A 24946-nucleotide genomic window follows, 5' to 3' on the forward strand; every position below is an offset into this window, starting at 1 on the left:
TATAAAATCAATCCCGAAGGAATTAATCCGTGTCATCCGTTTACCCGATATCATCAGGCATGGTATTATAATAACCTGAATTCGACAGAGCGCATCTAATTCCAATGCATTTAATCCACGATTTCATCCATAAAAAAAATGGGATCTAAACCGTTGCCTAGAATCCCATTTACTAACCTAACCCAAATCTATGAAAAAAATCTATCGACATAATTGCAAGTCTTGTACCAAAAGTCCTTTATATATGTTATTGAAAACTAATAAAGGTTAATTAATCTACATATTTACATTCATGAATGTGTTATATAAAAAAAACGCCCCTCAGCCATTTTTGTTCAATGCCGGGGGCGTTTATTATTTCTTAGCTACGGTGCTTAGTAAGCCCTTCCGCTATTACCTTCCACAAAATTAATAAATGAGGTATTTACGACTTTGTTTCCACCAGGAGTAGGATAATCACCTGTAAAATACCAGTCGCCATTATCATCAGGGCAAGCGGCATGCAGGTTTTCAACACTTTGGTACACCAATTCAACACTTGCATCAATATCTTCAGGACGAAGCATTTCTGCAATCTTGGTTGAAATTTGCTCTGGTGTAAAAGGACGATATATTTCCTTTACATGGTTTACGATCTCTTCTTTTGGCAAGAACTGTTGCTCTTTACACTTCTTATATACCTCATCAATGATATGGACCTGGTCATTATCATGCAACAATTCTATAGCTGCAGAAAAGGCACAGAAATCTTTCAGCTTGGCCATATCGATACCATAACAATCAGGGTAACGAATCTGCGGTGCTGAAGACACTACAATGACCTTCTTAGGGTGTAAACGATCTAAAATACGGAGGATACTTTTCTTAAGAGTAGTACCACGTACTATTGAATCATCAATGATCACCAGGGTATCAACCCCATTTTTAACAATACCGTATGTTACATCGTAAACGTGTGCCACCATATCATCACGGCTATCATCATCAGCGATGAAAGTACGCATTTTAACATCCTTGATGGCGATTTTTTCAACGCGTGGCTCGCGGCTTAGTATTTCATCCAGTTTATCAGGAGTGATATCTGATCCCAGGTCAAGAATCTGTTGTTTTTTAACCTGGTCCATCTCACGACGCACACCTTCCATCATCCCATAAAAAGCTGTTTCAGCAGTGTTCGGAATGTATGAGAAAACCGTATTCTCGATATCGTAATCTACTTTCTCAAGTATCTTTTTTGCCAGCAAGCGGCCTAATTCTTTACGCTCTTCATAAATCTTACGATCACTACCACGAGAAAAATAGATGCGTTCAAAGGAACATGAGCGACGCTCCTGCGGCACACGAACCAATTCTTCAGTCACCTTGCCATTTTTCTTGATGATAAGCGCATGTCCGGGCTTCAATTCTTTTACCTGTACCGATCGAACATTCATAGCCGTTTGAATCACCGGGCGTTCTGATGCAACCACCACAATTTCATCGTCGGCATAATAACAGGCCGGACGAATACCCCATGGGTCTCGTGTTACGAAGGCATCTCCATGACCAACCACACCTGCAATTGCATAGCCTCCATCCCATCGTCTGCTTGACCGTTCAAGTATTTCACGAATATTTAATTCTTCTTCAATACAATCTGATATCTCCCTGTTTGATTTTCCTTCGTTCTTGTATTTTCTGAACAGAAGTTGATTCTCCTCATCCAGGAAGTGACCAACGTTTTCTAGTATGGTAACTGTATCGGTATAATCTTTAGGATGCTGTCCCAGTTCTGTTAAAGACTGAAAAATTTCATCCACATTGGTCAGGTTAAAGTTACCTGCAAGTGTCAGGTTGCGCGAACGCCAGTTGTTTTCGCGCATCACAGGGTGCACATAGTCAATACTATGATTCCCGAAAGTACCATAGCGTAAATGTCCAAGGTATAGCTCACCTGCAAATGGCAAATGCTCTTTGGCATACTGCGGATCATTTAATAATTCTGCATTTTTCTCCTGCTGCTTGATAAATGGCGCATTTATCTTCTCAAAAACATCCTTAATAGGATTAGCCTTATTGGAGCGGTGACGCGAAAAATACTTCTGTCCCGCAGGCTGATCTATTTTAAGATTAACAGCTCCTGCCCCGTCTTGTCCGCGGTTATGCTGTTTTTCCATCAAAAGATACAGCTTGTTTAAGCCGTAACGCCATGTACCGTACTTCTCCTGATAGTACTCCAGTGGTTTTAATAAGCGGATAAGAACAATCCCACACTCATGCTTAATCTGATCACTCATGATATTTCCCTCTTAAAAATAAGTCGCAAATTTATTTCTATTTTTTTAATCGCCCAATACGATTTAAAAAAGAAAAAAGCCGGAATTATTCCGGCTTTTTTCATCTTATATTATTTATTCAAATTTATCCATTTTAACGTATCCGTCCTTCACAATATAACAGTTCGGAAAAATCGCTCGCAGCTCATTCAAAAGCTGAAGAGCTTCGTGTTTATGTCGATAGTTACCTACCCTAACCCTCCAAAAGGGCGATGTAAAAGACAAGTCAGCATCCTGGTCGGGAAAATTACCTAAGAATTTTCCCTTTACATTTAAAGCACTTCGTTTTCCCTCCGGTCCGGAACCTGAATATAGTTGTATGCGCCAACCTTCTACCCCGCCAATGCGTTCGTTGACTTCAACCTGAATATTGACCAACTCTTCAATTCCGTCTTCGTCATAGATCGTAATAACACCTTCTCCTTCAACCCGCTCCTGCAACTTCCCCGCAAGAGAGGTATCTTCCTGTGCATTAGTAACTACCGAGAAAAACAAGCATAAAAATAATAACTGAACTTTCATGTCGCTTAAAACTTTTAGTGCGACAAAGATAATCATTAGATTAATCTTTTGTAGGAATTACTAATACAGGTTTTAAAGATTTATTGATTAAGTCGTTGGTAAAGGATTGAAAAACCCTGACAAAAGGATTGGCAGTATGGTGTACATGCGTTGTTAACAGATCAATGTTAGCATCCATTGCATACTCCATCAGATTATCGGCATAGCTACGACCGGTTAAAACAATATCATTCACTTCGACTTTTGCCTTATTGATAACATAGTTTTTAACCTGCCTGACATAGCTATGCATTTCATTATTCATCCAGACCAAATCAGATGACTTTAAACCAACAACATGAACATTGGCATTGAACAGGCGAGCCACACCTGCAATTTCAGGAACTTTTTTGCGGCTGGCAATGCTGTAATCAACAGGTAAAGCAATACTGCCAATTTCATGTTTGAGTTTCATACGTTTATTAACAACGATAACAGGACATGGAGAATGGGCCACTAGTCGGTAAGCAGGACTGCCAACCCACTTCGAACTGACTGAAGCGTCATCATGCGACCCCAGAACGATAATGGTTGAGTCACCATATTTAGCCTGGTTACACACTTCTTTAACAACATTTCCTTCACGTATCTTAAAATCGAAATAACCTCCTTCTACCTTATACTCCTTTGAATACCGATCATAAAGTTGATGAGCCCACACATCAACATCCTGATTTAACTTATCAGAATAAGGGTCGGTCGTAAAAAAAGGAACAATAACAGAATCTGTTTTAACATGTATAACACGTACGTTGGCTAACAGGTGGTTAGCTAAATCAATCCCATAATCTAAAGCAATCAGGGATTCTTCTGAGAAATCTACAGGAATCAATACTTCTTTCATGGTGAGGTTCTTTTTGTTTTCAGTTAGACTAAAGTTAAGAAAAATAACTTTTTAAATCATTACAAATGAAGCAACAACCACTACTTTCCAAAATTTGGAAACACCCTGACAGATTTAAGTAATTCAGAGCGATTATACTTGTCATTAAAAATTCAAGCATTAACTTTGCTGCTCCTAAAAAAATGACAATCAATTAAAATAATCCTTGATAAAATGATGGAGTTTAGTGAAGTAAAGCCTTTGATCAGCAGTAAGAGCGGGAAAAAACTCTTTATTGAAACCTATGGATGCCAGATGAATGTGGCTGATAGTGAAGTAGTGGCATCTGTAATGGAAATGGATGGTTATGGCGTTAGCTATGATATAAAGGAAGCTGATGCGGTATTTATCAACACCTGTTCCATTCGTGATAATGCCGAGCAACGCGTCTTAGGTCGTTTGCAACAGCTAACTGCCATGCGCAAAAACAAACCCAATTTAATTATCGGTATTATTGGCTGTATGGCCGAACGCGTTAAGGACAAGTTATTTGAACAAGGTGCCAACATAGTGGTGGGTCCAGATGCTTATCTTGATCTGCCTAACCTGATTGGCATGGCCGAGAGAGGCGACAAAGCCATTAATGTTGAACTATCGACCAACGAAACCTATGCTGAAGTTATTCCTTCGAGGATAGGCAAAAATAAAATATCGGGTTTTGTGTCAATCATGCGGGGCTGTAACAATTTTTGTTCCTATTGCATTGTACCATACACACGTGGACGTGAGCGCAGCCGTCAGCCCGAAAGTATTAAAAAAGAAATTCAGGACTTATACAATAAAGGATTTAAAGAAGTAACTCTCCTGGGGCAGAATGTTAATTCATATCATTATGAAGGTGAGAATACCAACATGTCCTTTCCTGATCTGCTTGACTTTGTTGCTCTTAATTTTGCTGATATGCGTATTCGCTTCACCACGTCTCATCCTAAGGACATGAGTGATGAAACCCTTGAAGTAATGGCTAAGCATACTAATATTTGCAAGTTCATACACTTACCATTACAATCAGGCAGTTCGCGCATTCTTAAATTGATGAACCGCAAATATGACCGTGAATGGTACATGGATCGCATTGAAGCTATCAGACGTATACTGCCCGGATGTGGATTATCGACAGATGTATTCTGTGGCTTCCACAGCGAAACAGAAGAAGACCACCAGGAAACATTAAGCCTGATGAAGTGGGCCGGATATGATTCTGCTTTTATGTTTAAGTATTCTGAACGCCCGGGAACTTACGCGGCTAAAAACCTGGAAGACAACGTTCCTGAAGATGTAAAAGGTCGTCGCTTACAGGAGATCATTGATCTGCAAAACCGATTATCGTTCGAGAGTAACCAGCGCGACATTGGTCAGACTTATGAAGTACTTGTTGAAGGCACATCTAAAAAGTCAAAAGATGAACTGTATGGCCGTACATCGCAAAACAAAGTTGTTGTATTCCCGAAGAAAGATTACAAAACAGGCGATCTGGTGCAAGTTGTTATTAAAGAAGCAACCCAGGCCACTTTAAAAGGTGAATCTGTAGAGTAGTAAAAAGATTAACTGTGGGAATATTGACAATAGGTTTGTCAACATTCTCACTTTTATTTTTGACAAGCTGCTACCTACCCCCTTTATTGCTCTCCTGCAATTATATAACTAATTAACTTACAACTATGAATGAGAAAGTAAAAGAGTTTCGTGAATATCGTGAGGCGATGAATGAAAAGATTCTGGCAGCCGACAATAAAGTGATGAAACGTATCTTTAACTTAGATACTAACACATATATGGAAGGTGCATTATCAACCCGGGTGAAAGAGATGTTGGGACTGGTAAGCTCAATGGTTCTTCGATGCGATGATTGCATTAAATACCATTTGGAAAAATGTCATGAACAAGGCGTTACAACAGATGAAATGATGGAAATATTCGCTGTTGCCAATTTGGTAGGAGGAACAATTGTTATTCCTCACACACGCCGTGCTATTGAATATTGGGAAATTATAAACCAGGAGGCCTAAGCCTCCTGGTATCCTTAACTTTAAACCATTAATAGGTCATCAGAAAAGGGCTTTGGACGGTCACAAAAGAAAAAATAGCTGTCGAGGTCGTACTTTTTCATTGATTTCAGTACTCCCTCCTTCACGTTAAACAAGCTCAGCTGACTTTGATTCATTTCCGACAAACGCTGACCTGCCATTAAAGTATTCAATCCCTCCGCATCAACATTTTCTACCTTCTCTAAATCCACAAACAGATTCGTAAAAGGTTGCTTTAATATATCCATCATTCGATTTTTGAATTGCTTAGATGTTTGAAGATCTAAACTCTCCTTCTTATCGAAGGATATTAACGTGGTGTTTTTAAAAACTTTTACTTGTATCATAACTTTGGGTGTTTCGTGCCAAAGATACTCCAATGGCCGTGCCACGTTTTCTATACATCTGTTTTACTGGTGTTTACATTTTTAGCACTTCAAATATCGTCCAAATAAAATACTCCATTCCATTATTTGGAATATATCCACCTGTAATACTCGTCCTAAATCAGTTAATTGATTATATAATTTCATAAACACAATTGTTTGCCGTAATTTTGCCACAAACATTATAGAACAGAAATGGGAAAAGAATTAAACTTTGATTCAATTCGTCCATACAATGACGAGGAGATTCATGAAGTGTTTGAGCGCTTAATTAATGAAGTCAACTTTTTGGAATTAATTAAATTCCTCTACCCTAATTTCTCAACAGAGCAATTCCTTAACAAGCTTTTAAGCATACAAACTATCCGCGAGTTTCAGACCGAAGTGATCTATCCATACGTAAAAGAAGTACTTAGGACAACAACTAAGGGCATTACGCACTCGGGCATGGATAAACTAGACCCTAACGGGCACTATTTATTTATTTCAAACCACCGCGATATAGTTCTGGATTCCGCCATATTAAATATACTAAGGGTGGAAAACGGTTTTAATACAACAGAGATCGCTATTGGTGATAACCTTTTGATCTATCCCTGGATAACTGATTTGGTAAAACTTAACAGATCATTTATTGTACAAAGAAATTTGCCGGTGCGCCAAATGATGGAAAGTACTAAACGCTTATCTACTTACATCAGGCAGTCTTTAACCGAGCGCAACCAAAGTATCTGGATAGCTCAACGCGAAGGACGTTCTAAGGACGGTGACGACCGCACACAGGTTAGTCTTTTAAAAATGCTTAACATGAGTGGAAACGGTGATTTCGTTAAAAACTTTGAGGAGATCAACATCGTGCCATTATCAATCTCATACGAATATGATCCCTGCGATTATTTAAAGGCTCTGGAGTTTCAAATGAAACGTGATAATCCGGAATACAAAAAAACCCAGAACGATGATTTAAAACACATGGGTGCCGGTTTGAGAGGTAGAAAAGGACGTGTACATTTTGGATTTGGAACACCAATTAAAGCTGAGCTTAATGAACTAAAGTCAATGGCTAAGAATGATCAGCTACAGGGACTGGCTGAAATAATTGATAAGCAAATTCATAATAACTATAAATTCTTCCCTGGTAATTTTATCGCCGATGATATGTTTACCAATCATACACGTCATATAAATAAGTATACCGACGAAGACAAAAGTACTTTCCTCGCTTATTTAGATGAACACTTATCCCGTATTGAAGGGGATAAAGAGTTTTTACATTCGTGCCTGCTGGAAATGTACGCTAATCCGGTTAAGAATTTTTACACCAACGATGATAAATAATAAAAAAGCGAGCTAAGGCTCGCTTTTTTTATTTTCTTTTTGGGACCAGCTATACCTGAATCTATTTATTACTGTGTCATTTCTTCAAGACAATATTACTAACCCTGTCTGCCGGGTCTCCATCTTTTCCAATAATAATATTACCGGTGGAGGTTTTAAATTCACTGTTATTGGTATTAATCTGAAGCAATCCAATATCTGACATGAATTGACATACAGAGTCATTTCCATGCACATAAACAGACTTGAAACCATTACATCCATTGGAATGCTTATACATTTCCGGTTCTTTTTTCATTTCATAATGGTAATCTATGAAAAAGAAGCTCCGTAACACCGTATTTTCAGGAAAGGATATGTAACTCCAGGCTTTTCCTTTGCTTATAATAAAATCATACCCTTTTTTATTGAGCAAGTTTTTCAGCTTATCTATATCAATGCCGCTTAAGCAAACAAAGGCTCCACCCTCTCCTTCTGATAATATATTTTTGTAAGTCTGGGCAAGTTGATCTTTTGGCTCACCAACCAGGCTCATCAGTTCTAATGATGAACCATTTGAAAACTTAATATGAGCATTTAGTAAACCATTAGCATGAAGCCTTCCTGGTTTTATCGTAAATCCTTCTTCCTTATAATACTGAACAGCTGAATCAAGGTTATTGACAACTTTAATAACATGGTCAATATATATTCCTTGAGCATTGGCTTTTACCATAAAGCCCAGTATGATCAGCAAGCCAATCATGAATCTCATAATCCTTTTTTTTAATGATAAAAATAACAAAGCAGGCATTAAAATCCGTCATTTATTATCGTAAGTGTTGTACCCTTTTTTCATTGAGTTTAGGCTATTAAACTGCAACAAACTAATCAATTATTAAGTTTATTTACAACACGGGTAGGCAACTTGCCAAAATAAGCAAAAGGATAAAACTTAAACAGTTTCTAAATATTACCTTTGTCATTCGATAAAAACAGGCTATGATTAATTATTTATCAGTAGAGAATCTGACTCAGCATTGGGGCGACATTCGCCTTTTCAATGATATTTCTTTTGGTTTAAACGAAGGTCAAAAAGTGGCGTTAATAGCCAGAAACGGAGCCGGCAAAACAACCTTATTAAATATTCTAGGTGGTAAAATTCCTGCCAATGAAGGTAACATTACCTTGCGTAATGGAATAACAATGGGGTATTTATCGCAAGATCCATACCTTAATAAAGAACACACCGTTATTGAAGAAGTCTTTAATGTTGACAATGAAACTGTTCAAACCATCAAGGCTTATGAGCAGGCTCTTGAAAAGAACGACCAACAGGCCTTAGGTGCTTTAATTGAAAAGATGGATGTTCTTCAGGCCTGGGATTATGAACAGCGCATTAAGCAGATTTTATCGCAACTGAAAATCACCCGCTTTGACCAGTCTGTTTCTGAACTATCAGGCGGTCAGCAAAAAAGAGTTGCCCTTGCAAGTATCCTTATTAGTGAGCCTGAATTATTGATCCTCGATGAGCCTACCAACCACCTTGACCTGGAGATGGTAGACTGGCTTGAACAATACCTTTCAAAGTCAAAAGCGACTTTATTAATGGTCACCCACGACCGCTACTTCCTGGATCGCGTCTGCAATGAAATCATTGAATTGGCTGATGAAACCATATATCGCTATCAGGGCAATTATTCCTATTTCTTAAAAAAGCGCCAGGAAAGACTGGCCAATAAAAAAGCAGAAATAGAAAAGGCACGAAACCTGCTTAAAACGGAGCAGGAATGGATGAACAGGATGCCCCAGGCACGTGCAACCAAAGCCAAATATCGCATCGATGCTTTCTACGATTTAAAAGATAAAGCTCACCAAAACATTAATGAACAGAACCTGGAATTAGGTATTGCGCAAGCACGACTGGGTAAAAAAGTCATTAACCTTCATGGTATTTCCAAGGCCTTTGATGACCTGCAACTCATCAAAGATTTTTCATACAAATTTGCACCATATGAGAAGGTTGGGATTGTTGGTAAGAACGGAACCGGTAAATCAACCTTCCTGAATATATTAACAGGCGCACTGCAACCCGATACAGGGGAAGTTGAGAAAGGCGAAACGGTCGTGTTTGGTTATTATCGCCAGGAAGGCATTAAAATTGACGACAATAAAAAAGTCATTGAAGTTATAAGTGATATTGCTGAAGACATATCACTCGGAGAGGGAAAACGCATGTCTGCATCCCAGTTTTTACGTTATTTCCTGTTTCCTAATGAAATGCACTACGTGCAGGTTAACAAATTAAGTGGAGGTGAGAAAAAACGTCTTTTATTAATGACGGTTTTAATCAAGAACCCAAACTTTTTAATTCTTGATGAGCCTACAAACGACCTGGATATCTTCACACTCAACGTACTTGAAGATTACCTGGCCAACTTCAAAGGATGTGTAATTGTTGTATCACACGACCGTTATTTCCTTGACAAGGTAACCGACCACCTGTTTGCATTTGAGGGCAATTGTCGCATCAAAGATTTTGTGGGCAGCTACAGTGATTACAACAAGCAGAAAAAGCAGGAAGAACGGCAGGTTTCAAAGGCGGTAAAACAAGAGAATGTTGTTGAAAAGCCAAAACCCGCCAGCAAACAAAAGAAACTTAGTTACAAAGAAAAAAGAGAGCTTGAACAAATAGAATCAGAACTTCAGATACTTGAAGAGAAGAAAGAAAGTTTGCAAAACGAGTTAAATTCCGGCAGCCTGGCATCAGAAGATTTAGTCCTAAAATCAAAAGAGCTTAATGAAATAATGGATACTCTTGATGAAAAGGAAATGCGCTGGCTTGAGTTAAAAGAGATAGAAGACAACTAGAAACCATATAGTATATCGATTGCAAAACACTATATTTGTGTTGCTTTACCTATTTATATGCCTAAAAATATTAAAATAATCCTAAGCCTGATTCTATGTTTCTGCTTATGCATTAATGCTTCGGGCAATGCTGTTGAAACAATTAAAGTAGGAGTTCACTATAATCCTCCCCTATGCAATATTGATTCAACGAATCAGGCCAATGGTATATTTATCGATATATTAAATAAGGTTGCAACTGTCAATAACTGGCACATCGAATACATTCCGGTTCGCTTTGCTGATGGATTTGACGCCCTTAAGTATGGTAAAATCGACTTGTTAACGACCGTTGCCAGAACAAAGGAACGGGAGCAATTTGTGAACTTTTCAAATGAAACCATTTTTACCAACTGGGGCATTGTTTACACTGGCAAAAACAGTAAAATAGAGAATATTACCGATTTACAAGGCAAAACACTCGCGCTTGAAAAGGGTGACATTCATGCTAATGCTCTCATTAAGTTATTGGCAGACTTTAAAATTGAAGCCAATATTATCTGGTGTCAAAACCTTAATGAGGTATTTGATAAGATCAGAAGTAATGAAGCCGATGCCGGTGCTGTTAATAAATTATTTGGTTACCAGCAAAACCTTGATCAAAAACTAAAGGTAACATCTATCTTATTTAACCCGGTTAATGTGAATTATGCCGGCGGACCAATCTCACAGCCTCTTTTGAAAAAGGTTGATGAAGCACTGCTGATAATTAAAGCTGAAGAACCTGAACTATATCAAAATACGATCAACCGGTGGCTGACCAAAGATGTAAAACAACCTGCAACATGGGTTTTATATCTGACTTATGCCTTATCCGGCCTCAGTCTGATCCTTATTATTGTATTAATCATTCAGCAAATCATTGTTAAAAAACGTACCAACAGTCTTGCTGAAGCGAATAAATTAAGTGACTTAAGGGGAAAGACAATTGAGCAGATCGAGCACGAAAAAACACTGATCCTTAACAGCCTTGAAGAGCAGGTTGTGTTTATGGATAACGATTACAATGTAATCTGGGCCAACGATGCGTTTAAAAAATCGTCCAACCAGCCCTTTGAAAAATCAATCGGTAAAAAGTGCTATAAGACCTATTTTAATCGCGACACTCCCTGTGATTTTTGCACCTATGAAACAAGCATTGTAACAAACCGAACAGAGGTGAGGGAACACATAAGTGAAGTATCTGGCAAGGTATTTACCCATAAAACACATCCGGTTTTTGACAATGAACATAAACCCATTGGTTTTGTAGAAATATTATCGGATATCTCTGAGAAAAAGAAACATGAACAGGAACTGATCAGGGCCAAAGAAAAAGCAGAACAATCTGATTACCTTAAGTCAGCATTCCTGGCCAACATGTCGCATGAAATACGAACACCAATGAATGCCATCATTGGATTCTCTGAACTTCTTGAAGATGAAACATTATCTGCTGAGGAAAAGAAAAACTATCTTCACATCATACAATCCAATGGCAATCAGCTCTTAAAGTTAATTTCCGACATACTGATTTTTTCACAGATCGAATCTGGTCATGTCAATTTACAATTTAGTTCTATTAAGGTTCACAGCTTATTAATTGAAACCTTTGAACAGTTTAAAAGTGAATTGACAAAGTACGATAAGAATCTGGAAATATTCTTTGAATCTAAAATTGACGAATCCCTTGTAATTGATTCGGACCAGGTTAGAATCAAACAGATAATCTTCAACCTGATTACCAATGCTATTAAATTCACCGAGAAAGGCAGTATCACAATTGGTGCATACAGTGATGATAGCCAGTTAACCATCTTTGTAAAAGATACTGGCATAGGTATCCCTGAAGATAAGCACCAGGAAGTATTTAAACGTTTTTCACAGGTCGAAAACAACCAGATGAAAAAAGCAAGCGGCTCTGGTCTGGGCTTAACCATAGCCCATGATCTGATTAAGCAATTAGGTGGAAATATTAAACTGGAGTCACTAGTTGGCGTAGGAAGCACCTTCTACCTTACACACCCGCTAAAGCACAAAAAAGAACTATCAGGTCCTGCTATTTTTAACAACCAGGTGCTTAATTCGAGAAAGTAAAACTACCGGGGGAAATACTTTAATAAAAAGCTTTTTGAGAAGACAAGAGCATTGCCCCAAACAACCACTTATAGGTTGTAAGAATATGCATCAAATTCGTTTCAGATTAAATTTTCATTAAAATATTTACTCACAGTTTTGCATTTGCAAATATATTCCTACATTTGCATCAACATAAACAAAGCAATGATGGCTCACATTTTCTTTTATAACTTTTATTATTTCTTTTTTAGCAACAGTTAAAGAGGTGGGCATTCTATGATATAAACTAAACGATACAAAATATTTAAAACCCGCCTCTACAAGGCGGGTTTTTTTATGACCATAATTCAGAACCATGAAGCAAGCAAAGAAAAAAATAGCAATACAGGGATGGCCGGGAGCAAACCACGAAATAGCTGCCAAAGCCTATTTCGAAGATGAAAACCTTGAGGTAGTGCCCTGCCTGACATTTCCAGACCTGTTTGAAACACTTAAGCAGGATCGTGATTGCTATGGCATAATTGCTATTGAAAACACTCTGGTTGGCAGTCTCTTACCTAACTACACCATGCTAAAAGACAGTGACCTGGTTATTATCGGCGAATACAAGCTGCGCATTAAACACCAGTTCTTAGCTTTACCCGGACAATCCATTGAAGATATAAAAGAGGTTTACTCTCACCCGATGGCAATTGCACAATGTGAGGCCTTTTTCAAACAATATCCTCATATTAAACTGATTGAATCAGAAGATACAGCCTTAAGCGCCAAGCGTATTGCAGATCAACAGCTGAAAGGCATCGGCGCCATCGCTTCTGAATTAGCGGCCGAAATGTATGAACTTGAAACATTGGCTAAAAACATAGAAACAAACAAAAAGAACTTTACTCGCTTTCTTATTGTATCAGACAGAGGCAAAACGGAGGTTGATAAGCTCTTACTTGAAAACAGGGTTAACAAATCTTCAATTGTTTTCTCTCTTCCTCATGAAGAAGGAAGCTTATCGAAGATCCTGACTATCCTGGCATTTTATAACATTAACCTGACTAAAATACAATCACTGCCGATTGTCGGACAGGAATGGGAATATCTTTTCTATGTTGATTTAACATTCACCGACTATAAGCGCTATTTACAGTCACTCGATGCCATCAGACCATTAACCAGTAAGTTAAAATCACTGGGTGAATATGAAAAAGGCAGACAGTCATACCCTGTTAACAATGGACATTTAGAAACAGAGAAAGCAGTATAGAAAGATGCAAACAAACAACCAGATACAACCAGCCAACAGAATTGGCACCGTTGAAGAATATTACTTCTCAATTAAATTAAAGGAGTTGGAAAAGCTTCGCCAGGCAGGTAAGCCCATTATTAACATGGGCATAGGAAATCCTGACCTGCCTCCTGCCCCTGAGGTTTTGGAAGAATTAAATAAACAGAGTTCAGCTGAGAACAACCATGGATACCAAAGCTATGTGGGTATACCTGAGTTGCGCGAAGCCATGAGCAGATGGTACAATAAGCATTATAATGTTGCCATAAATGCCACCAATGAGGTTTTACCTTTGATGGGTTCAAAAGAAGGCATCATGCACATTACCATGGCTTTTGTTAACCCTGGCGATAGTGTTTTGGTACCTAATCCTGGCTACCCAACCTATGCCTCTGCCAGTAAGATCGCCGAAGCCAATCTTATCCATTACGACCTGGATGAGAATAACAACTGGTTACCAAATCTGGATGAGTTGGAAAAGCAAGACCTGAGCAAGGTGAAGCTAATGTGGATCAACTATCCGAATATGCCAACAGGAGCCAATGCAAGCAAGGAATTTTTTAAAAAGATCATTGCTTTTGGTAAGAAGCACAGTATTGTGATCATTAATGATAATCCATATAGTTTCATCCTTAATGATAATCCTCAGAGCATTATGAACATTGAGGGGGCCAAAGAAATTGCCATCGAATTGAACTCTTTAAGCAAATCGCACAATATGGCAGGCTGGCGAGTTGGTATGGCCGTTTCAAACCCACAGTTTATCCAGTATATATTAAGGGTAAAAAGCAACATGGACTCTGGCATGTTCAAGCCACTGCAGTTAGCTGCCGCCAAAGCTCTTGAACTTGATACTGACTGGTATAACACTGTTAACAGCGAATACAAAAAACGACGTGTTCTTGTACATGAAATAATGGACTTGTTAGATTCCAATTATGACAAGAATCAAACAGGCATGTTTGTGTGGGCCCGCATACCTGAACAATACAAAGATAGTGGTGAGTTATCCGATGAGATCTTATATGGATGTGATGTGTTTATTACTCCGGGATTCATTTTTGGTGATAAAGGGAAACGCTATATCCGCATCAGCCTGTGCACCAATCAAACAGTACTAGAAGAAGCAAAACAACGTATTAAAGCATTAAAAACTAAATAACCATGGAACATAAATTAGACTTACAACCACTTGCGCTACCGGGATTGGAATTAAAGCGTCCAATTATAATTGCCGGACCCTGTAGTGCCGAAACAGAGGAACAAACTCTTGAAACAGCCCGTCAGCTGGCTGCTCAGGGTGTTAAAATATTCAGAGCCGGTATATGGAAGCCACGAACAAGACCAGGTGCCTTTGAGGGTGTTGGTACAGTTGGTCTGCCCTGGCTTAAAAAAGTAAAAGAAGAAACCGGCATGTTTGTGGCGGTGGAAGTTGCCAATGCACACCATGTATACGAGGCCTTAAAATTTGGTGTTGACATGTTGTGGATTGGAGCCCGCACTACAGCCAACCCTTTTGCTGTGCAAGAAGTCGCAGACGCATTAACAGGTGTTGATAAACCGGTGCTAATTAAAAACCCGGTCAATCCGGATCTGGAATTGTGGATTGGTGCTATTGAGCGTGTAAACCGTGCAGGCGTTAAAATGATAGGCGCCATACACCGTGGCTTTAGCACATACGACAAGAGTCAGTACCGTAACAACCCTGAATGGCAAATCCCAATTGAGTTACGCCGACGCATTCCTGAGTTACCAATCATTACCGATCCGAGCCATATTACCGGCAAGAGTGAAATGATCGCAGATATCTCTCAGGAAGCACTTGACCTTAACTTTAATGGCTTGATCATTGAATCACATATGTGTCCGTCAAAGGCATGGAGTGATGCCAGTCAGCAGGTTACACCAGAGCGCCTAGGTGAAATAAAACAAAACCTGGTTGTTCGACGTTCGGCAATTGGCGATACACCTCGTGTAACACTTGACGAACTGCGCCAGAAAATTGATCAGATCGATAAGCAGTTATTAGAGACACTCAAGTCTCGTATGAAGATTTCGGAAGCTATTGGTAAATACAAGCACGAGAACAACATTACCATCCTTCAAACCCGTCGCTATGATGAAGTTATGAACAACCGTCGTCTTCAGGCTGAAGAGGTTGGGCTTAGTCCTGAATTTGTGGTGAAGGTTTATGAGCACATTCATGAGGAATCAATTAATCGCCAAAACAAGGTGATGAATAAAGAGCTCGCAAAGAAATAAATTAGACAAGAGACATGAGTACAGAGATTCAGGGCAATGCCATAATGCACAAGACCCTGAATCCTTTATCTTTTTTCTCAAGTTTTGACACTTGATACCAATAAAATGAAAATTTGTATTCTTGGAGCCGGAAAAATGGGTACCTGGTTAACAGATGCCTTGTGCCTTCAGCATGAAGTGGCGATCTTTGACAAAGACATTGCCAGGCTTCGATATGTTTTTAATACGCAACGACTGACAAAGCTGGACGAGATAACAGAGTTTGGTCCGGAGCTTCTGATCAATGCAGTAAGTCTGAAATATACTTTAGCGGCTTTTGAAGAAGTACTACCATATTTACCTAAAGATTGTATCATATCAGATATATCATCGGTAAAAACTGGTTTGCAGGAATTTTATGAGAATAGTGGTATGCGTTACGTTTCCACTCACCCCATGTTTGGGCCAACCTTTGCCAACCTGCAGGACCTGCGTATGCATCATGCTATCATCATAAGCCAAAGCGACCATTTAGGAAAAGCCTTTTTCAAAGATTTCTATGCCTCACTCGGACTTAACATTCATGAGTACAGCTTTGACGCACATGATGAAACAATTGCTTATTCTTTATCCATTCCTTTCTCATCATCGCTGGTGTTTGCCGCATGTATGAAACACCAGAAAGCTCCCGGTACGACATTTACCAAGCATATGAATATAGCTAAAGGCCTGCTTTCGGAAGAGGATCATTTGCTCACTGAGATCTTATTCAACCCTTTTACATATGAACAGGTGGAGAATATACGTTTCCAGTTAAAACATTTACTTGAATTGATCGATAAGAAGGATTCTGAAGGTATGCAGGTCTTTTTAAATAAAGTAAGACAGAACATAGAAGAGTAGCACTAATAATAGTGATAGGCGAATGCCCGTTAATCGATATGGATTGGCGGGCATTTTTTTCATTACTAAGCTCTTAAAATAATACGAACCTTAGTCCAAAGCTAAGTGTTTCGCTTATAACTATTCATTTTCATCGTCATATATGTTCACAATAGCTCGCTTTGCTTTCACAGACATACCTTGAAACTAAACTTTTATAAGCGATTTGAGCCAAAAATTTTATATCGAACTCAGGTTATTAGTAAATTCGCAGCAATTTTAGCACATATGGATAAAAAGCGTGTATTATTAGGAATGAGTGGTGGAATGGATAGCTCCATGTCGGCAGTTCTGTTGCAGCAAGAAGGTTACGAAGTAGTTGGGTGCACCTTGCAAACACACACTGACGATTCAGACGCCAGTATTATTGCCGCAAAGAAACTGGCTAAGGAGCGAAACATTGATCACCATGTGATTGATTGCAGAAATGAGTTTCGTGAAACTGTTATCCGCTATTTCGCTGATGAGTATTTAAATGGGCGCACGCCAAACCCATGCATTAAATGTAATGAAACCATTAAATGGAAGTACTTACTTGAAAAAGCCGCTGTATTAGAATGTGAATTCATTGCCACTGGTCATTATGTACAGAAGGCCTTAGTTGATGGCCGTTATTATATTCAAAAAGGTGCCGATCCCAATAAGGATCAGTCATACTTTCTCTGGAACCTGTCACAGAAAGTAATAAGTAAAGCCATATTTCCACTGGGCGCTCTTCATAAACAGGAAGTGCGTGATCTTGCCCGTCAACTTGGCTATGGTGAAATAGCCGACAAAAAAGAAAGCATGGGTGTATGCTTTTTAGCCGGCACCGACTATCGTAATTACCTGACTGAACTACTATCTGAAGATCATCCAGCTCTATCGGCCGGTGAGGTAATTGACGAAAACAACAAAATACTGGGACATCATGATGGTTTTCCGTTTTATACCATTGGCCAAAGACGCGGCATTGAAGGCATAGCAAAAGGGAAGTGTGTTGTTGCCATAAACCCTGAGAAGAAACAGCTGATTGCTGGTGAAAGAGAATCATTGAACGCGAGATCATTAACACTTACAAGCTTTAGCATCTGTGATGATGAGTCGCTGTGGAAAAATAAACAATTATTTATTCGCATACGCGGATTGGATAGTGTACCCGGATACTGGGGCAAAATATCAGTTACTGACGGTAGCTTACATATTATTTTTGACGAAGAAGTTTGGGCTATTACTCCCGGTCAATCAATTGTTATTTACACAAATGACATGATTATTGCAGGAGGAATAGTTTAGTTGATGCGTTAATTAATTGCTTATCTTAGTAAACGAAAATTAACCCGATATGAGAGTATTCATTACATTTATATTAGCCGGATTACTTTTGTTCCCTGCTGATATTGCGTCTCAAACCTATCAGGTAGGTGATATAGCGCCTGATTTTACGCAAAATACGCCCAATGGGAAATCCATATCCCTGTCTTCACTAAAGGGGCAGATTGTGCTGATAGATTTCTGGGCTTCCTGGTGTGCACCCTGTCGCAAAGAAAACCCGCATTTGGTTGAAGCCTATAAGCTGTATAAAGACGATGTATTTGGCAATGCCAAAGGCTTTACCATTTTAAGCGTATCACTGGATGTTAAAGAGGACGCCTGGATAAAAGCGATTAAAGACGATAAGCTGATATGGCAGCATCATGTAAGTGACCTGAAAGGCTGGCGAAACACAGTTGCCAAACAATATGGCATTCGCAGTGTACCGTCGAGCTTTTTAATTGATGAAGAGGGTGTTATTATTGCGCTTAACCTGCGCGGCGATGAATTGGATAAAAAACTGAAGCGCCTCAAACGTAAAGGCTGGTATCGCTTTTGGGAATGAAGAGCTGCCAGATAATTTATAAAGCCCGGTTAACAGCTGTTAACCGGGCTTCCTTTTTTAGTTTCAATATCTTAGTCACAAAGAGCGGCAGTGCGCGCTTCGTTGATAAGCTGTTGTGTAATGGCATCTAATTCCATCTCAATAGCCTTCAACTGCATTGCACTTGAAGATTGACACACTGCAGCTAAATCTCCTGCTGAGGCATACTCCGTTCCTTGATAAATAAAATAACAAGAACCTGAATCATCACAACATGCAGTAATGTCATCTGCAGAACATGTACCGATGTTAGAATCATTCTTATTACATGTCTCTTCTGAATCATCATCACTACATCCAACTATTGATAAAGAAAACATCAACAATACAGCAGGTAAAATCTTAACTAGCTTATTCATATCATCCATTTTAAAGTTAAAGTTCTAATTTAATATCTTCTTAAAAAAACTAAAGTCTTTAAGACCTACGATTATCTCATCGTCAATTACAAATGTAGGAGTTCCTTTACTTTTTAACTCCTGAAATTGATAAATATTGCGTATTACATCATTCTGATCAGAGCTTAAGATGCACTCTCCCAGAAATTCATTACTACTGATATATCCTTCTACCAAATCCTGAAATTGGGTAGAATATATGATGTTACTCTGATGCAAAAGCAACTTGTGAAGCTTGCCAAAATTACCGTACTTATTAATACATATAGCTGTTTGATAGCCCAACAGCGCCTTTTCATCATTACCACTACAAATCAGCCGAAGGGTTAGTTTCGCTTTACCGGTTTTAATATATTCCTTGTCTAATTGCGGATACACCTGCTTGAAAAATTTTTTACAGTATCCACAGTTATAATCAAAAAACAATATAATATTCTTTGGTGCATTATAATCACCAAGCACAATATCATTCTCCAATTCAGTATTTAGCTCATCTAAAAGTTTTGCATTATTATAGTGCCTTAAAGTAGTAACACCTGCGATGCCAGTAAGCAAAGTCACTATCGCAATCAACCATATATTTTTTCCCTTAATACCCTTACTCATTATCAACTACACCTGTATTATACTTTACAATTAATGGATGAAACTCCAGTTCCGCAAATTGCTCTTTCACATATATTAAGCTCTTCATCTTTTTTCTCATTTGAGAATCTTTACCTTCTAATGAACTCTTAACCGTTTTACCATTTTCTATCTTATAAACTGCAAACAATGATGTTAATCCTTTCGTACCGCCATAATCATCCTGTTTCCCTTCCTTTGACTGCTTACGTTCTAATCGGTTGGTCTTTCCTTTTCGAAGGATTTCCTTTAGATAAAAACGAATATGGTATTGACAATCCAAATCAAACTCTTGTTTACCAAACAGGCTTATATCAAAGGTGTTGGTTTTAATATTTGTTAATGGTGCATATATCGAACCTCCTGTTACAAATAGTTTCGTGTTTAACGTTTTAAACTGCAGATCATCCAGACCATCAATATTGTAATCCTCCCCCATCTCTTTGGTTATAGGATAGCCTCTTAATCGTCCATCTTCCAATGTAAGATTAGCTTTTAACTTAACTTTTCCAATATCTACAGAGTCACCTGCTATAATAAACTGCCCGCTTAAACTATCAGTATTAAGAACACCACTTAATTGCTCATGACTAATATATACTTCATCGGTATAATCCATAAAGTCGTCAAAGTCATATAAAAGCTGGTTGATATCGAGTCCCCTGGTACTGTTTTTAAAGTTAATCTTCATTACATCGTCAGGCAGCATTTCCACTTTAACCGAACTATTCATCTGTCCTTTAAACGCATCAACCTTTATTTGATCGGCTATGTATAAGCTATCTGATACATTATACAGCGCGCTCATGTTTTCAAGCAGTGCATTGCCATACCAGAAGCTTTGGGCTGTTACTTTTCCTTTAGCTGCAAAATGGTAGCGGGCCGGCTCCGATACAGCTTCATCATCAACTATCTCTGCCTCTTCGTTTTCTTCAACAGCCATAAACGGTTCAAACATGGCATAGTCAATATCACCTAAATTCAAATAGCCCTCTGCCTTAATGGTATCGGGCTGGTTCAGCCAATAGGCTGAGTATATATTCTTTACAAAGGTTGAATCGGTATCAAATGCTATTCCATTAAAATCGCCCGATATATTATCCATATGAATGGAATCAGACTGCAAACCCACCGTACCCGAAAGCTGACTTATTGTTACCGGATAGCTTTCCATCTCAATACCAACATTATTTAACTCTGCCTTTAAAGCGCTTTGGGTAAATAGGGTTTTCATCATATTGTCGGCAATGGAATCTAAATGCAATTGCCCCCCTGTTTTAACTGAAGCAGCAACTGTACCTGTCATGGACTTAAGTTGAGATTCGGGCACAAAAGCCATGAACTCGCTTAGCTTAATCTGTGCATCCGCATCCAGCTTATAAAGCGGGTAATCCGGATTATTAAAACTGGCCTCTCCCTTTAACCAGCTGTGCGTTGTTGCAATATCAAAATTAGAGATGTTAATACCCAATGAACTCAACTGTGCAAGCTGTCCTTCATAATCGGCATTAACATCAGCCCTGGTTAATGTCAAGCCATAATCGGGTAAGACCATTGAAAGGTTATCAATTTCAAAAGCCTGCTTCTTATAGGCCAGCTGACCATTAACATCATCCAGATTAAGTAGTGAATCCATTTGAACATCCACATTTGTCAACTGCATATTTAGCTCCGTTCTGTCCAATATATAATCGGCAAATTGCTCATCAAACTTATTTGGTAACACTCCATAGCTTGAAGCATTCAGTTTAAGCTGTCCGCTGAGGTCGTTAAGAAGCGTATCGGGCAAGTGAGCAAAGATATCATCCAGATCGAGCTGTAAAGCTGCTTTGGCCCTGTAGCTTATTTTATCAAGGTTTTCAATGCCACCACTCAAAAAGCCATGACTTGCTCCTGCGCTAAAAGACAAGGTATCTATATTCACATGGGTAGTTTGTGCATTCATCAGCGCTCCATTGCTATAATCTCCTGAAAAGCCGATGCCATTAAGAACCGGATAATCACCTATAGCGATACGGCCTTCTTTAAGCCGAAGACCGGCATCGATGCGGGGCATGACACTATCATTGTAAATACCCTTAATATCTGCTTGCAGGCTTGCTAAACCTGATACATAACGCACATCATAGTTACTTAATAAAGTATCGGGAATGTATTTACTTAATTCCTCAAGATCAAAATTTGCCGATGATACACTCACATCTGTATAAATGTCATCACCTAGTGCAATTTCACCACTCGCCTTTACATTGGCTCCATCTGTTTCAATAAAACAATTACTAACAGTTAGCTTGTCATTAAAATAAGTCACATCCAGTTCCACCCTTATCTCCTCCATCAAATGCAATTTACTTTGCGGATACTTGCATTGATTAGCCCTTAAGGCACCATCAAAGGCTATCTTTTGGTTCTCATCATCGATGTATACACTTGTTAATCCTTCATCGATGTATAAGCAGGCATTAATATCATCGGGAATATCGGTAAAGGAGAAAAATATATTATTCAGTTCCAGGTGTTTCAATGATAAGTATAGTTGGTTGCTTGTGGTATCTTCCGCCTGCTCATCTTCCGGCACAGCTAAAAAAGCATCGAAGTTGGTTTTCCCTGCACTATCGATCTTATAGTTTAGCCAGCCGCCTTCAAGAGCTATTTCAATAATATTAAAGCGGTTTTTAAATAATGGCATCAACTCTGCCGAAATATACAAACGATCAATCCGGGTTAAGGTATCACTGACCGTCGTTACTTCAACATTACTAAATTCAAGCGTAACATCAGGCAAATTGGCGATAAGGGATAAGTCAATGTTTTCAACGGCTATAGTAGCATCTACATTTTCATTGATTGTTTTTAATGCAATACCTGCCACTTTGTTCTCAGCCAACTCTGCTATAAGGATCAAGCCCAATAGTAATCCGATAAACACCAGTGAAAATATACTTAGAACTCTTCGTAATCGCTTCATATTCAAATAATCATTACCAGGAAGTAATCTATTTACTTATTGTTAAAGACAAATTTATGATTTAAAGCTGTTATGCGCCCTATTCAACCCAAAAACTTAGTTTTTTTTAATATTTAAGTAAAAAAGTTGCTAATTATGTTGACAGACCCTGTTGCTTATCGTAAATTGAAATTGGTCTCGAGGATGAGATTTCGAATTCAGTTATGGAGCCAAAAGCTGTGGCACCTCGCTATAATAAGGGTACGAGGATCCTGGTGAAAGTATTACCGTTTGCGGGATAACGAGAGATGAAACGGCTTTTAGCTCTTTTTTTGTGCCTTATTGTTCAGTATCCCTTCTTTTCACGAAACATTGCCTACTCCATGGCGTATAGGATGCTCAGGTTAATATCGTATATTCGTCTTAAAAATAACTTATTTCCATGTTATACTGTTTACTGAGTCTTGTTCGCACCTGGTACAAATCCAGTCTGATTGTATTTACCCTTACTTTAATTTCATGCAGTGCATTAAATGCACAATCAATTAGTCATTACGAAGATCCATACTATTCTCCCTTTGAAAGGTACGTATACAAACCTGGATCAGGTTTTCATACTTCAGTGCGACAATACCGCATGGATGAACTTAACGCCATCATTAATACCGACTCTGTTCTATATGATGGTTTACGTATTCCGGAGGGTAAACTGAACTTTTGGAAACGTATCTTTCATGATGATCTGTTAAAGCTTGACAAAGACGATATAAACATTGTAGTGAACCCCATATTTGCCTTTGAAGGTGGACGTGAAAACAATGAGGGCATAACTACCTGGAAAAATACACGTGGTCTTTTTATCAAAGGTAACATTGGTAAACACCTCTATTTTTATACCGATTTCATGGAAAACCAGGCTGTAGTTCCCAATTACATTAACCAGTTTGCCCGCGAAACAAGCATGATGCCTGGCGAAGGTCAACGTAAGGACTTTGGTTCTGACGGTCATGATTATGCGCAGGCTACGGGCTATATTGGTTTTAACTTTGCTAAATACTTTAACTTCCAGCTGGGTAATGGCAAACACTTTATTGGCGACGGACACCGCTCCCTGCTATTATCAGATGGCGCTTTTAGCTATCCATATGTAAAGTTTACAGCAGACTTCTGGAAGATCAAATATATGATCATGTGGAATAAGATGCTTGAATTTGATCAATTCAAAGCTGATAATGACTACCGTTTTGATGGCAAATATGGCGTACATCAGTATTTAGACTGGAATGTTAACAAACGCCTGAGTGTTGGCTTTTATGCAAACGTTACATATGCTGAGCAGGATACAAGCGGGCACAGGGGCTTTGATATGCATTACCTGAACCCCTTCGGATTTTTCAGACCGGTTGAGTATAACCTGGGGTCGCCCGATAATGTGACCATGGGTCTGAACGCCCGCTACATTGCAGCCGATTGGTTAACTTTTTATGGACAGTTTGTTTTGGGAGAGTTTAAGTTTGACGAAGTATTTAGTGGCGATCAATGGTGGGCCAACAAACATGGATTTCAGCTAGGGGCACGAACCTTTGACCTGTTTGGCATTGAAAAACTTGACCTGCAAGTGGAGTATAACCAGGTCAGACCTTATACCTATTCACATTATACAAGTATTTATGCCTATGGGCATTTAAATCAACCTATGGCACATATTCTGGGTGCCAACTTCCGCGAAGGACTGGCCATTCTTAAATACAGAAAGAACCGCTGGCACTTCAAGGCAGAGCTAATGGCAACCAAATATGGCGATGACTTTGATGATGGAGTAAGCTGGGGAAAAAATGTTTTGATGCCAAATACTCAACGCCCCTATGATTATGGTCACACCATAGGCCAGGGTTTGGAAACCAATGTTTACAATGCTGATGTTAACATCTCCTTCCTGATCAACCCACGTAACATGTTTAATATTGTGGCAGGAGCACGTATCAGAAAGCTCGAGAATGATACAGAAACAATGGATACCCAACACTTCTATTTTGGAGTTCGCACTTCATTGAAAAGTTTGTATTATAATTTTTAAATACCTGATAATAAACAAGCGTCTTAAGATCAAAGACAAAGCATGAAGTGAGATAGATGCCTGAGCAGGTTAATAGATTAATTAGCC

General features: G+C 38.8%; 20 protein-coding genes. 12 read left to right on the forward strand and 8 right to left on the reverse strand.

What is annotated here, in order from left to right; genetic code table 11:
* Positions 1-374: 374 nt before the first annotated feature.
* The 3 genes from ACRD69_RS00305 to ACRD69_RS00315 all read right to left on the reverse strand — a co-directional run bounded on the left by ACRD69_RS00305 (position 375) and on the right by ACRD69_RS00315 (position 3720).
* Positions 375-2276: an amidophosphoribosyltransferase gene (locus ACRD69_RS00305; protein ID WP_430813055.1), complete on the reverse strand. Its 1902-nt coding sequence runs from the start codon at positions 2274-2276 to the stop codon at positions 375-377.
* Positions 2277-2390: 114 nt separating this feature from the next.
* Positions 2391-2873, reverse strand: coding sequence for an SPOR domain-containing protein (locus ACRD69_RS00310; protein ID WP_430813056.1), 483 nt, complete (start codon positions 2871-2873; stop codon positions 2391-2393).
* A gap of 4 nt (positions 2874-2877) precedes the next feature.
* Positions 2878-3720, reverse strand: coding sequence for a universal stress protein (locus ACRD69_RS00315; RefSeq protein ID WP_430813057.1), 843 nt, complete (start codon positions 3718-3720; stop codon positions 2878-2880).
* Positions 3721-3933: 213 nt separating this feature from the next.
* On the opposite strand from ACRD69_RS00315, the gene miaB reads away from it, so the two are divergent.
* Complete coding sequence (gene miaB, locus ACRD69_RS00320; protein ID WP_430813058.1) at positions 3934-5295, forward strand: tRNA (N6-isopentenyl adenosine(37)-C2)-methylthiotransferase MiaB; 1362 nt, start codon at positions 3934-3936, stop codon at positions 5293-5295.
* Positions 5296-5420: 125 nt separating this feature from the next.
* A complete protein-coding gene (locus ACRD69_RS00325) occupies positions 5421-5768 on the forward strand; it encodes a carboxymuconolactone decarboxylase family protein (RefSeq protein WP_430813059.1) in 348 nt (115 codons plus the stop codon).
* A gap of 20 nt (positions 5769-5788) precedes the next feature.
* Here the strand turns inward: ACRD69_RS00325 and ACRD69_RS00330 are convergent, their stop codons facing one another.
* Positions 5789-6133, reverse strand: a complete 345-nt coding sequence (locus ACRD69_RS00330; RefSeq protein ID WP_430813060.1) for an STAS domain-containing protein — start codon at positions 6131-6133, stop codon at positions 5789-5791.
* A gap of 234 nt (positions 6134-6367) precedes the next feature.
* Here ACRD69_RS00330 and ACRD69_RS00335 point away from each other — a divergent pair, with 234 nt between their 5' ends.
* A complete protein-coding gene (locus ACRD69_RS00335; RefSeq protein WP_430813061.1) occupies positions 6368-7510 on the forward strand; it encodes a 1-acyl-sn-glycerol-3-phosphate acyltransferase in 1143 nt (380 codons plus the stop codon).
* A gap of 76 nt (positions 7511-7586) precedes the next feature.
* Here ACRD69_RS00335 and ACRD69_RS00340 read toward each other — a convergent pair whose 3' ends face one another.
* Positions 7587-8264 (reverse strand): VOC family protein, encoded by a 678-nt coding sequence (locus ACRD69_RS00340; protein ID WP_430813062.1) that lies wholly within the window; start codon positions 8262-8264, stop codon positions 7587-7589.
* 227 nt (positions 8265-8491) lie between these two features.
* On the opposite strand from ACRD69_RS00340, the gene ACRD69_RS00345 reads away from it, so the two are divergent.
* The 8 genes from ACRD69_RS00345 to ACRD69_RS00380 all read left to right on the forward strand — a co-directional run bounded on the left by ACRD69_RS00345 (position 8492) and on the right by ACRD69_RS00380 (position 18774).
* A complete protein-coding gene (locus ACRD69_RS00345; protein ID WP_430813063.1) occupies positions 8492-10360 on the forward strand; it encodes an ABC-F family ATP-binding cassette domain-containing protein in 1869 nt (622 codons plus the stop codon).
* A gap of 57 nt (positions 10361-10417) precedes the next feature.
* The gene (locus ACRD69_RS00350; protein WP_430813064.1) at positions 10418-12475 is read left to right on the forward strand and encodes an ATP-binding protein; all 2058 of its coding nucleotides are present in this window, start codon (positions 10418-10420) and stop codon (positions 12473-12475) included.
* A gap of 337 nt (positions 12476-12812) precedes the next feature.
* Positions 12813-13712: a prephenate dehydratase gene (locus ACRD69_RS00355; protein WP_430813065.1), complete on the forward strand. Its 900-nt coding sequence runs from the start codon at positions 12813-12815 to the stop codon at positions 13710-13712.
* Between the two features lie 4 nt (positions 13713-13716).
* Positions 13717-14895 carry a pyridoxal phosphate-dependent aminotransferase gene (locus tag ACRD69_RS00360; RefSeq protein WP_430813066.1) on the forward strand — a complete coding sequence of 393 codons (1179 nt, stop codon included), beginning with the start codon at positions 13717-13719 and terminating at the stop codon, positions 14893-14895.
* A 2-nt stretch (positions 14896-14897) separates the two neighbouring features.
* A complete protein-coding gene (locus ACRD69_RS00365) occupies positions 14898-15995 on the forward strand; it encodes a chorismate mutase (protein ID WP_430813067.1) in 1098 nt (365 codons plus the stop codon).
* Between the two features lie 105 nt (positions 15996-16100).
* Positions 16101-16877 carry a prephenate dehydrogenase/arogenate dehydrogenase family protein gene (locus ACRD69_RS00370; protein ID WP_430813068.1) on the forward strand — a complete coding sequence of 259 codons (777 nt, stop codon included), beginning with the start codon at positions 16101-16103 and terminating at the stop codon, positions 16875-16877.
* A 267-nt stretch (positions 16878-17144) separates the two neighbouring features.
* A complete protein-coding gene (gene mnmA / locus ACRD69_RS00375) occupies positions 17145-18191 on the forward strand; it encodes a tRNA 2-thiouridine(34) synthase MnmA (RefSeq protein WP_430813069.1) in 1047 nt (348 codons plus the stop codon).
* Between the two features lie 49 nt (positions 18192-18240).
* Entirely contained in the window at positions 18241-18774 is a 534-nt protein-coding gene (locus tag ACRD69_RS00380; protein ID WP_430813070.1) for a peroxiredoxin family protein, read from the forward strand.
* Positions 18775-18845: 71 nt separating this feature from the next.
* Here ACRD69_RS00380 and ACRD69_RS00385 read toward each other — a convergent pair whose 3' ends face one another.
* Genes ACRD69_RS00385 through ACRD69_RS00395 form a run of 3 tightly spaced genes read right to left on the reverse strand, consistent with a single transcriptional unit; the run spans position 18846 to position 22803 of the window.
* Positions 18846-19172: a hypothetical protein gene (locus ACRD69_RS00385; protein ID WP_430813071.1), complete on the reverse strand. Its 327-nt coding sequence runs from the start codon at positions 19170-19172 to the stop codon at positions 18846-18848.
* Positions 19173-19196: 24 nt separating this feature from the next.
* Entirely contained in the window at positions 19197-19817 is a 621-nt protein-coding gene (locus tag ACRD69_RS00390; protein ID WP_430813072.1) for a thioredoxin domain-containing protein, read from the reverse strand.
* Positions 19810-22803, reverse strand: a complete 2994-nt coding sequence (locus tag ACRD69_RS00395) for an AsmA family protein (RefSeq protein WP_430813073.1) — start codon at positions 22801-22803, stop codon at positions 19810-19812. The genes ACRD69_RS00390 and ACRD69_RS00395 overlap by 8 nt, the downstream gene beginning before the upstream one ends.
* 421 nt (positions 22804-23224) lie before the next feature.
* Between ACRD69_RS00395 and ACRD69_RS00400 the strand changes: the two genes are divergently transcribed.
* Positions 23225-24859 (forward strand): hypothetical protein, encoded by a 1635-nt coding sequence (locus ACRD69_RS00400; RefSeq protein WP_430813074.1) that lies wholly within the window; start codon positions 23225-23227, stop codon positions 24857-24859.
* The last annotated feature ends 87 nt before the right edge of the window (positions 24860-24946 follow it).

Source organism: Carboxylicivirga agarovorans, from assembly GCF_050589845.1.
GTDB classification, from domain to species: Bacteria; Bacteroidota; Bacteroidia; order Bacteroidales; family Marinilabiliaceae; genus Carboxylicivirga; species Carboxylicivirga agarovorans.

What these genes read in the sequence shown, in the direction of transcription:
- ACRD69_RS00305 (WP_430813055.1), bottom strand. Translation starts at nt 2,276, where the DNA reads ATGAGTGATCAGATTAAGCATGAGTGTGGGATTGTTCTTATCCGCTTA.
- ACRD69_RS00310 (WP_430813056.1), bottom strand. Translation starts at nt 2,873, where the DNA reads ATGATTATCTTTGTCGCACTAAAAGTTTTAAGCGACATGAAAGTTCAG.
- ACRD69_RS00315 (WP_430813057.1), bottom strand. Translation starts at nt 3,720, where the DNA reads ATGAAAGAAGTATTGATTCCTGTAGATTTCTCAGAAGAATCCCTGATT.
- miaB (WP_430813058.1), top strand. Translation starts at nt 3,934, where the DNA reads ATGATGGAGTTTAGTGAAGTAAAGCCTTTGATCAGCAGTAAGAGCGGG.
- ACRD69_RS00325 (WP_430813059.1), top strand. Translation starts at nt 5,421, where the DNA reads ATGAATGAGAAAGTAAAAGAGTTTCGTGAATATCGTGAGGCGATGAAT.
- ACRD69_RS00330 (WP_430813060.1), bottom strand. Translation starts at nt 6,133, where the DNA reads ATGATACAAGTAAAAGTTTTTAAAAACACCACGTTAATATCCTTCGAT.
- ACRD69_RS00335 (WP_430813061.1), top strand. Translation starts at nt 6,368, where the DNA reads ATGGGAAAAGAATTAAACTTTGATTCAATTCGTCCATACAATGACGAG.
- ACRD69_RS00340 (WP_430813062.1), bottom strand. Translation starts at nt 8,264, where the DNA reads ATGAGATTCATGATTGGCTTGCTGATCATACTGGGCTTTATGGTAAAA.
- ACRD69_RS00345 (WP_430813063.1), top strand. Translation starts at nt 8,492, where the DNA reads ATGATTAATTATTTATCAGTAGAGAATCTGACTCAGCATTGGGGCGAC.
- ACRD69_RS00350 (WP_430813064.1), top strand. Translation starts at nt 10,418, where the DNA reads ATGCCTAAAAATATTAAAATAATCCTAAGCCTGATTCTATGTTTCTGC.
- ACRD69_RS00355 (WP_430813065.1), top strand. Translation starts at nt 12,813, where the DNA reads ATGAAGCAAGCAAAGAAAAAAATAGCAATACAGGGATGGCCGGGAGCA.
- ACRD69_RS00360 (WP_430813066.1), top strand. Translation starts at nt 13,717, where the DNA reads ATGCAAACAAACAACCAGATACAACCAGCCAACAGAATTGGCACCGTT.
- ACRD69_RS00365 (WP_430813067.1), top strand. Translation starts at nt 14,898, where the DNA reads ATGGAACATAAATTAGACTTACAACCACTTGCGCTACCGGGATTGGAA.
- ACRD69_RS00370 (WP_430813068.1), top strand. Translation starts at nt 16,101, where the DNA reads ATGAAAATTTGTATTCTTGGAGCCGGAAAAATGGGTACCTGGTTAACA.
- mnmA (WP_430813069.1), top strand. Translation starts at nt 17,145, where the DNA reads ATGGATAAAAAGCGTGTATTATTAGGAATGAGTGGTGGAATGGATAGC.
- ACRD69_RS00380 (WP_430813070.1), top strand. Translation starts at nt 18,241, where the DNA reads ATGAGAGTATTCATTACATTTATATTAGCCGGATTACTTTTGTTCCCT.
- ACRD69_RS00385 (WP_430813071.1), bottom strand. Translation starts at nt 19,172, where the DNA reads ATGAATAAGCTAGTTAAGATTTTACCTGCTGTATTGTTGATGTTTTCT.
- ACRD69_RS00390 (WP_430813072.1), bottom strand. Translation starts at nt 19,817, where the DNA reads ATGAGTAAGGGTATTAAGGGAAAAAATATATGGTTGATTGCGATAGTG.
- ACRD69_RS00395 (WP_430813073.1), bottom strand. Translation starts at nt 22,803, where the DNA reads ATGAAGCGATTACGAAGAGTTCTAAGTATATTTTCACTGGTGTTTATC.
- ACRD69_RS00400 (WP_430813074.1), top strand. Translation starts at nt 23,225, where the DNA reads ATGTTATACTGTTTACTGAGTCTTGTTCGCACCTGGTACAAATCCAGT.